The following is an 8008-nucleotide window of genomic DNA, read 5'->3' as shown; positions in this document are numbered from 1 at the left end:
AATACCGGTTAGATCCAGTTCCTGAAACCGTACAGATCCACAGCTAAATTATTTTATTCATAATAAGAACAACAACCTACCACCATTGCTCTCATTGCTCAAGCCAAAATGGCTTTGTTGAAACCGAGCCTTGTTCATAGCGAGACTTGGGGTCTCGTTATGTAAAACGGCTAACACAATAAATTTCAATGGGTTAACAAGGCAAGCGGCATAAACGAGACTTGAAAGCGCGGAGAAAACGAGAAATTTGACTTGATAAATAGCCGCATTCACTTATACCTGTATAAATAAACAGAATTCGGAGTAGAGATGTCTTATTCACCTTTTTTGGAGTCTGTACGCGTTGAGCTCAGGACCAAGCACTACAGTCTGAAAACAGAGAAAAGCTATCTGTACTGGATCAAAGGCTACATTTTATTCAATGACAAAAAGCATCCTGATGAGATGGGCAACAGGGAAATAGAACGTTTCCTCAACCACTTGGCCGTTAACCGGGCGGTGAGCGCTGCAACGCAAAATCAAGCGCTGTGCGCCATCATTTTTTTGTACCGTTTTGTTATAAAACGAGACATCAAAGGGTTAAACTATTCATTCAGTAAGCGAGATGTTGCGTTACCCACCGTTTTGAGTGCAGGTGAAGCGCAAAAGGTGATAGCTAATCTTCACGGCGTACACAAGCTCATCGCGTCACTTTTATACGGCAGTGGTTTACGTATCAATGAAGCTTTAAAACTTCGAGTTAAAGATCTCGATTTTGCCAATAAGTCTATTTTTGTTTTTCGGGGAAAGGGCCGCAAAGACAGATACACCTTGCTGCCTAAGTCCTGCTTGCAGGCACTAGAAGAACAAATGGCCGTGGTTAAATCGCTTCACCAAAAAGACCTGAACGCAGGATTTGGACTGACTTCGCTGCCACCGGCTCTGATCCGTAAATACGGACATGCTGTAAAAGACTTCTCCTGGCAGTATTTATTTCCCTCCTCTACGCGATGTGTTCACCCGCTAGATGGGTATGTCTGTCGTCACCATTTACATGAAACGGCATTTCGCAAGCAACTTAGGGCAGCGGTACTGGCATCCGATATCACGAAGCGAGTTAAGGCGCATACATTCAGGCACTCATTTGCCACTGAACTGCTGCGAAATGGTGCTGATATAAGGACAGTACAAGAGTTGTTAGGTCATACCGATATCAGAACAACCGAGATTTATACTCATGTTATGGGTGATAAATTTGCCTATACAACAAGCCCGATTGATAAACTCTGATATTCGCGCGCATCACTTATTTGTCCGGATATTTAAGAATTGAGTAGCGGTAGATCCTGGCTCACACGCGTCCGAGATGAAGGAGCTGTTTGTCAGGCTTATCTTTATCAAGGAACTGCTGCGTGATGTTCAAGTAGATCCCGGCTCGCAAGCGTCCGGGATGACGGAGCTGTTTGTTAGGTTTGTCTTTATCAAGGAACTGCTGCGTGATATTCAAGTAGTTCCCGGCTCGCAAGCGTCCGGGATGACGGAGCTGTTTGTCTGGTTTGTATGTGACGAGGCACAACTGTGTGGTGTTCAGGTAGCTCCCGGCTCGCAAGCGTCCGGGATGACGGAGCTGTTTATCATGTTTGCCTGTAACTAAGCACAACTGTGTGGTGTTCAAGTAGATCCCGGCTCGCAAGCGTCCGGGATGACGGAGTTGCTTGTCTGGTTTGTCTGTAACGAGGCACAGCTGTGTGGTGTTCAGGTAGCTCCCGGCTCGCAAGCGTCCGGGATGACGGAGCTGTTTATCATGTTTGCCTGTAACTAAGCACAACTGTGTGGTGTTCAAGTAGATCCCGGCTCGCAAGCGTCCGGGATGACGGTGTTGATTTTCAGGTTTGTCTGTAACGAGGCACAGCTGTGTGGTGTTCAGGTAGCTCCCGGTGCGCACGCGTCCGGGATGACGGAGTTGATTTTCAGGTTTGTCTGTAACGAGGCACAGCTGTGTGGTGCTCAAGTAGATCCCGGCTCGCACGCGTCCGGGATGGCGGAGTTGTTTGTTAGGTTTGCCTGTAACGAGGCACAACTGTGTGGTGTTCGGGTAGATCCCGGCTCACAAGCGTACGGGATGACGGAGTTGCTTGTCTGGTTTGTCTGTAACGAGGCACAACTGTGTGGTGTTTAAGTCGATCTCAGCTCACACGCGTTTGGGATGACGGAGCTGTTTGTTAGGTTTGTCTGTAACTAGGCACAGCTGTGTGGTGTTTCAGTAGATCCCGGCTTGCACGCGTCCGGGATGACAGAGTAGTTTGTCAGGTTTATCTTTACCGAGAAACTACTGTGTGTTGTTCAAGTAGATCCCGGCTCGCACGCGTCCGGGGTGACGGAGTTGATTTTCAGGTTTGTCTGTAAAGAGGTACAACGGTGTAGTGCTCAAGTAGATCCCGGCTCGCAAGCGTCCGGGATGACGGAGCGGATAGTCAGGTTTGTCTTTATTAATGAACTACTACGTTGTATTCATGCAGATCCCGGCTCGCACGCGTCCGGGGTGACTAATTAAGTGCAAGTGTATAAAAGAGGATAAGTGATTAATTGTTGATTTGAAGACCAGCACCAAGTCACTTATCCAACCCATAGAGTGCGTCGGCGGTTTTACGCAGGTCGACTTCGTCGATAAAGTCATCGCTGAGCGTAAGAATGGCATTGAGGTTGTTTTTAAGCTTTTCCTGGCTCAGGCCATTGGGTTTGAGCGCGGTTTGCAAAAGGTGCAGCGACATATCTGCCAGCAGCAGTTTTTGCTTTTCTGTCCAGTTGTCGTCGCCCTGTTTGGCGCTGTCTTTTAAAATGGCCTGCTCTACTTCGTCGTGCATGCTCCAGCTGAGTTTGAGCAGCTCTCGGCGTGTTTCCTGATCCATGTTTCCCTCCGGTTGTAGGCTTTTTATCTTGGCGGAGGACGGGCGAATGTGCAACGTGCGTTTTGTTATATCTTAGTCGTAGATAGCTTAATTCAGCCCTGTGCAGCCTTTGGGTCTTTAGGATAAAAATGGTCTGGCTGGCGGGCACACAAAGTGAATTCACGGGTGTTTTTGTAAGGCAGTTTCATAAAGCCTGCCACACCAAAATCCTGAATACTCATGGCGTATTGCATAATGCGGGTGAGCAGAGTTTTAAACTCCCGCTCTTTGCTGGCATCAAGCAGGCAGTAGTAATGGTGTATTTTAAGGCGGTCGTTGAGCGACTCAAAGATGATACAGCCGGTATGGTGGATCTGGTTGAGTTCAAATACACACTGCACTATCTGCCGTGGTAATTGCAGTTGCTCGTCGGGGTCTTTGCCATCTTCAAAGTAAGAATGGGGGCGCGCGATTTCACTGGTGCCAATGTCCGATACCGTGTATTGCAGCTCGGGCACGTGGTCAAAAATAAATGCCCCGGTGCCGTCGCGCTGCAATTGAATGGTTTGTCTGGCATCAAACAGGCAGCATTTAAACAAGCCCTTTTGCTCTATCCCCTGCGCCAGCATCACTGTGGCGTTTACGGCATCCGTAAACGCACTTTGCAAAGACTCGTCGTGCAGTACCAGACTGGACTCCACAAACAGCGAGGCATCCTTCCAGTGAAAACTCAGGCCACCTACCACCGGATATTTTGCCAACCGGCTGATAGATGCCAGAAACGCTTTTTCGCTGTCGCCGGTGTCGAACAGGAACTCTTTATAATAGCGGTCAAGCTGGGCGTCGTTTACGTCCAGCAGCTGCTGATTGTGATCGGCGCGGCGCAAAAACTGTTTGCGCGAGCTGTAGACCACGGTATCTGGCTCTTCATCTGTTTCGTTGAACCAGAAGGGAATTTTTGCTTTGCGTGGTGGTGTTTTTAGTTCGGGTAAATACATGCGTGCCATGGCCGGCATGTTACGCATAAAGTAGTCTCCAGCCTGATCGCGGGTAGCTTTGTCTTTGCTCAGCATCGCATCTATCATTCTGGCAAAGGCTTGCGGCAAGCCTAAGCTGGTTGCCGGGATCACAGCCGCACCAAAACGGCAAGACTGGGCACTGGCCAGCGCGTAAATGGTCGATGCCACGCCCTGCTCGTCAAAGCGAGGTGAGGAGCGCGCACCCGACATCTGCTCATCGCCAATAAAGTACACATCGCCCATCCGGGCATTGGTACTGCTGATATCCGACGACATCAGGTCCATGATATTACTGGCAACCGGCTCACCATGGGCATCCAGCTGGGCATAGACTGAGCTGCCCCAGTCAACCAGCGAAAAGCTGTCTGTTGCTTCATCCCAGACAATATTCGATGGCTTAATATCGCCATGCACCACAGGCTGTGGCGACATGCCATTTTTGCGATTGCGCAAATCAACCAGCACGTTTCTGAGTTTATTGGCCAAGTGTACCAGCTCATGGGGCTTAAAACGACCGCGTTTAAGTGACCATTGCTCGAGATCCTGACCTTTGGCGCGCGCCATCATCAGGATCCCCTGCTTTTTTGCCCGTTCAAAGGCGTAAAACTCGGGAACCATGGGATTTTTAATCTGCGACAGCATATACGCTTCGTCTTCCAGGCGGTCGCGTACACTCTGCGCCAGGGTAATACGGGAGAATTTAAACACCCACTCTTTGCCCTGCCCGTCAACCCCGGCAAACACAAACCCAAAGGCACCGGAGCCTATTACTTCTACATCACGGTAACCCAGTAATGTCAGCTGTTTCTGACAGATGTTGAGCCACTGACGGTGTTTTTTTGCGTCTTTATGGGAGAGCAAATAAACCGACTGCTGTTCATTGATGTAAAAGTTATGGATCGACTTTTCTGTCATGGGCCTGTCCGTTTACGGGTATTCAGTTTGCGTCTGCAATGATTATCAAATTTCAAAATAAGGCAAAATAATCAAAAAAGGCCGACATAAGCCGACCTTTTTATTTATTGTGCGTGTTAGGCGTTTTCGATTTTCGCCCAGGAGTCGCGCAAACCAACCGTCTGGTTGAAGGTCAGTGTATCGCGCTTGTTATCACGACAATAATAACCCAGACGCTCAAACTGGAAGCCCTGCTCAGGCGCAGCGTCAGCCAGAGACGGCTCAAGCTTAGCATTGGCAATGATCTCCAAAGAGTCTGGATTCAGCGTCGTTGCAAAGTCTTCTGCCGCAGCCGGGTTTGGCACATTGAACAGACGGTCGTACTGGCGTACTTCAGCCTCGATACAGTGGCTGGCAGATACCCAGTGGATAACGCCTTTTACTTTGCGGCCATCAGCCGGGTTTTTACCTAAGGTATCGGCGTCGTACGTACAGTAAATCGTAGTGATGTTACCCGCATCGTCTTCTTCAACGCGCTCAGCTTTAATCACATAGGCATTACGCAAACGTACTTCTTTGCCCAGTACCAGACGCTTAAACTTCTTGTTGGCTTCAACACGGAAGTCATCACGCTCAATGTAGATTTCGCGAGTAAACGGCAGCTGACGTGAACCCATATCCAGTGTTGGATGGTTAGGCGCGTCCAGCATTTCAACCTGCTCGGCATCATAGTTTTCAATCACGATTTTAACCGGATCAAGTACTGCCATTGCACGCGGTGCGTTTTCGTTCAGGTCATCACGGATACACGCTTCCAGCATGCCCATTTCAACCATGTTGTCTTGCTTGGTAATACCAATGCGCTTACAGAATTCACGGATAGACGCAGGGGTATAACCACGACGACGCAATCCGGCAATGGTTGGCATACGCGGATCATCCCAGCCTTCTACCTGACCGTTGACCACCAGGTCGTTCAGCTTACGCTTTGACATAACAGTGTATTCCAGGTTCAGACGAGAGAACTCGATCTGTTGTGGATGACACTCTATGCTGATGTTGTCCAGTACCCAGTCGTACAAACGACGGTTGTCCTGGAACTCCAGCGTACACAGTGAATGGGTGATCCCTTCCAGCGCATCCGAAATACAGTGGGTAAAGTCGTACATTGGATAAATGCACCACTTGTCACCGGTCTGGTGATGATGAGCAAAACGAATACGATAGATGATAGGGTCACGCAGCACCATAAATGAGCTGGCCATGTCTATCTTAGCACGCAGTACACACTCGCCTTCTTTGAACTCGCCGTTCTTCATTTTTTCGAACAACGCCAGGTTTTCTTCTGGTGAAGTGTCGCGGTACGGGCTGTTTTTACCCGGCTCAGTGAGCGTGCCACGGTATTCACGCGCCTGCTCTGGCGACAGGAAACACACGTAGGCAAGGCCTTTGTTGATCAGCTCAACCGCATACTCGTATAGCTTGTCGAAATAGTTAGACGAATAGCAGATCTCACCATCCCAGTTAAAGCCTAGCCACTGCACGTCTTCTTTAATTGAGTTTACATAATCCAGATCTTCTTTTTCCGGGTTCGTATCGTCAAAGCGCAGATTACACAGACCCTGGTAGTCGCGAGCGATGCCAAAGTTCAGGCAAATAGACTTAGCATGGCCAATGTGTAAGTAGCCATTTGGCTCTGGTGGAAAGCGCGTGTGCGTACCGCCATGCTTACCGCTGGCCAAGTCCGCATCAATGATGTTTGTTATAAAATTTGTTGGGCGATTTTCTGCTTCCGCCATAGGAACTCATTCCTCTGAAAATTTAGTACCAGTTAACTGAGGCATTATTACAAAAAGTTTGAGCAACGAACAGCGTAAAACTAAGGCGAAAACAGATTTACTTCGCAATTGTGGCGACCTGGGCATAAAACAGCCAAGTCAAAGGCAAAAAGAAGCGTCATTTTTATGACAAATTTTGTTCTAGCGCAATATATCCGTCACACGCTCGCTCTATCATAGGCGTCAACAACAGAGGTATCGCAAGGAAAAACCTATGGCATCAATGAATCTTCACCGCGTTTATATTCCAACGAACGCACGTAACAACCATTATATTCTGGCTGAGTTTAAGCCCAGCGACGCATTCTTCGATTGTTTTGATGATGTGCAAAGCTGCTACCAACGCCTGGCCCGAAAGTTGTTTGCCATCTGCGACGAGCACGAATTATTTAACGTTCACGTCATTGCTAACGACAAGCTGCCTATCGTGCGCTATCACGACGAGGCACACAGCCTGCAAACGGATAAGCAGATTTTGTTCTTTTACAATCCAAAGTATCACGAAGGCCACAAGATACATTATGAGGCTGATCATAAAGCACGTAAAATTCGCTTATTGTTCCTGGCTACCGGCGATGAATTGCGCGCCAATGCGGCCAGTTTTCACAGCAAAGTGAAAAAGGCGCTGGACGATCTGAAAGAGCAATACGAGCAGCAAGGCTTGTCTTACAAAGTCCGTGACCATCAGCACTTAACTTATGATATTTTTGCTAAGGTAAAAGGCCACAGAGAAAGTTACGGCTATAAACTACGTAGCTTGTACCCGCGTTACCAGGCGCGTAACTGTACACTGCCAGAGCAACATTCAGAGATGAGCTATGTGTCTTTCTCTATCCCTATTACCCGCGCTATCAAGACCGAATATCAAAGTCAGATGCGCCCGGGCGATTACACTCAGTTTTATCGCAGTATTGAAGACAGCTTTTTAACTTTGTGCGATCAGCTGCAACTGACCCATGTCGGCTTGGTTGCCGATGGCCGCCAGCCTCTGGTTCGCAGCAGTCAGATTGATAAATCAGACGCCAATCGAGAGTTACAAAAACTGAGCTTTGATACATCCGCTCCCGATGGTCAGGTACGCTCTATCTGGGACGGTGAACACCTGTGCGACACCATGCACTTTGTGGTGGTTGCCAGCGACAAAGACAAAAAGGACGTGGGTTACGGCAAATTTATGAACAACGCCGAAACCATGATCCGCCGTTTAACCGGTAAGCTGCCAATTAACCCAGAGAAGCAAGACGTTATTGTGCGCTTCTTCCAGCATATCAGCTATCAGGATTAAGCTTCTTCAGCGGGGGGCTCTCCCCCGCCTTTAACAGATTTTGCACTGCCCCGCAAAACAATAAGTTCTCATCTGACCATCTCCCCGGCTTGCTCGCAGCCCGCT

The 8008-nt window shown here is 48.6% G+C and carries 7 protein-coding genes; 4 read left to right on the top strand and 3 right to left on the bottom strand.

What is annotated here, in order from left to right:
* Positions 1 to 309 precede the first annotated feature (309 nt).
* From TW77_RS04770 to TW77_RS04760, 3 genes are all read left to right on the top strand, one after another.
* The gene (locus tag TW77_RS04770) at positions 310 to 1269 is read left to right on the top strand and encodes an integron integrase (RefSeq protein ID WP_046003824.1); all 960 of its coding nucleotides are present in this window, start codon (positions 310 to 312) and stop codon (positions 1267 to 1269) included.
* Between the two features lie 76 nt (positions 1270 to 1345).
* Positions 1346 to 1633, top strand: a complete 288-nt coding sequence (locus TW77_RS04765; RefSeq protein WP_046003823.1) for a hypothetical protein — start codon at positions 1346 to 1348, stop codon at positions 1631 to 1633.
* Positions 1634 to 1849: 216 nt separating this feature from the next.
* The gene (locus TW77_RS04760; protein ID WP_046003822.1) at positions 1850 to 2158 is read left to right on the top strand and encodes a hypothetical protein; all 309 of its coding nucleotides are present in this window, start codon (positions 1850 to 1852) and stop codon (positions 2156 to 2158) included.
* A 433-nt stretch (positions 2159 to 2591) separates the two neighbouring features.
* Here the strand turns inward: TW77_RS04760 and TW77_RS04755 are convergent, their stop codons facing one another.
* The 3 genes from TW77_RS04755 to glnS form a co-directional block, all read right to left on the bottom strand.
* Positions 2592 to 2888 carry a hypothetical protein gene (locus tag TW77_RS04755; protein ID WP_010381464.1) on the bottom strand — a complete coding sequence of 99 codons (297 nt, stop codon included), beginning with the start codon at positions 2886 to 2888 and terminating at the stop codon, positions 2592 to 2594.
* A gap of 92 nt (positions 2889 to 2980) precedes the next feature.
* Positions 2981 to 4801 (bottom strand): protein kinase domain-containing protein, encoded by a 1821-nt coding sequence (locus TW77_RS04750; RefSeq protein ID WP_046003821.1) that lies wholly within the window; start codon positions 4799 to 4801, stop codon positions 2981 to 2983.
* Positions 4802 to 4917: 116 nt separating this feature from the next.
* Positions 4918 to 6579 carry a glutamine--tRNA ligase gene (glnS, locus tag TW77_RS04745; RefSeq protein WP_046003820.1) on the bottom strand — a complete coding sequence of 554 codons (1662 nt, stop codon included), beginning with the start codon at positions 6577 to 6579 and terminating at the stop codon, positions 4918 to 4920.
* A 253-nt stretch (positions 6580 to 6832) separates the two neighbouring features.
* Between glnS and TW77_RS04740 the strand changes: the two genes are divergently transcribed.
* Complete coding sequence (locus TW77_RS04740; protein ID WP_046003819.1) at positions 6833 to 7903, top strand: DUF3083 family protein; 1071 nt, start codon at positions 6833 to 6835, stop codon at positions 7901 to 7903.
* Positions 7904 to 8008 lie beyond the last annotated feature (105 nt).

Source organism: Pseudoalteromonas rubra (assembly GCF_000967655.1).
Lineage (GTDB): Bacteria > Pseudomonadota > Gammaproteobacteria > Enterobacterales > Alteromonadaceae > Pseudoalteromonas > Pseudoalteromonas rubra_A.
This window is presented reverse-complemented; position numbering and strand designations above follow the sequence as displayed.

Excerpts from the sequence above, each read along its gene's own strand:
- TW77_RS04765 (WP_046003823.1), top strand. The coding sequence starts at position 1,346 with ATGAAGGAGCTGTTTGTCAGGCTTATCTTTATCAAGGAACTGCTGCGT.
- glnS (WP_046003820.1), bottom strand. The coding sequence starts at position 6,579 with ATGGCGGAAGCAGAAAATCGCCCAACAAATTTTATAACAAACATCATT.
- TW77_RS04770 (WP_046003824.1), top strand. The coding sequence starts at position 310 with ATGTCTTATTCACCTTTTTTGGAGTCTGTACGCGTTGAGCTCAGGACC.
- TW77_RS04760 (WP_046003822.1), top strand. The coding sequence starts at position 1,850 with ATGACGGTGTTGATTTTCAGGTTTGTCTGTAACGAGGCACAGCTGTGT.
- TW77_RS04750 (WP_046003821.1), bottom strand. The coding sequence starts at position 4,801 with ATGACAGAAAAGTCGATCCATAACTTTTACATCAATGAACAGCAGTCG.
- TW77_RS04755 (WP_010381464.1), bottom strand. The coding sequence starts at position 2,888 with ATGGATCAGGAAACACGCCGAGAGCTGCTCAAACTCAGCTGGAGCATG.
- TW77_RS04740 (WP_046003819.1), top strand. The coding sequence starts at position 6,833 with ATGGCATCAATGAATCTTCACCGCGTTTATATTCCAACGAACGCACGT.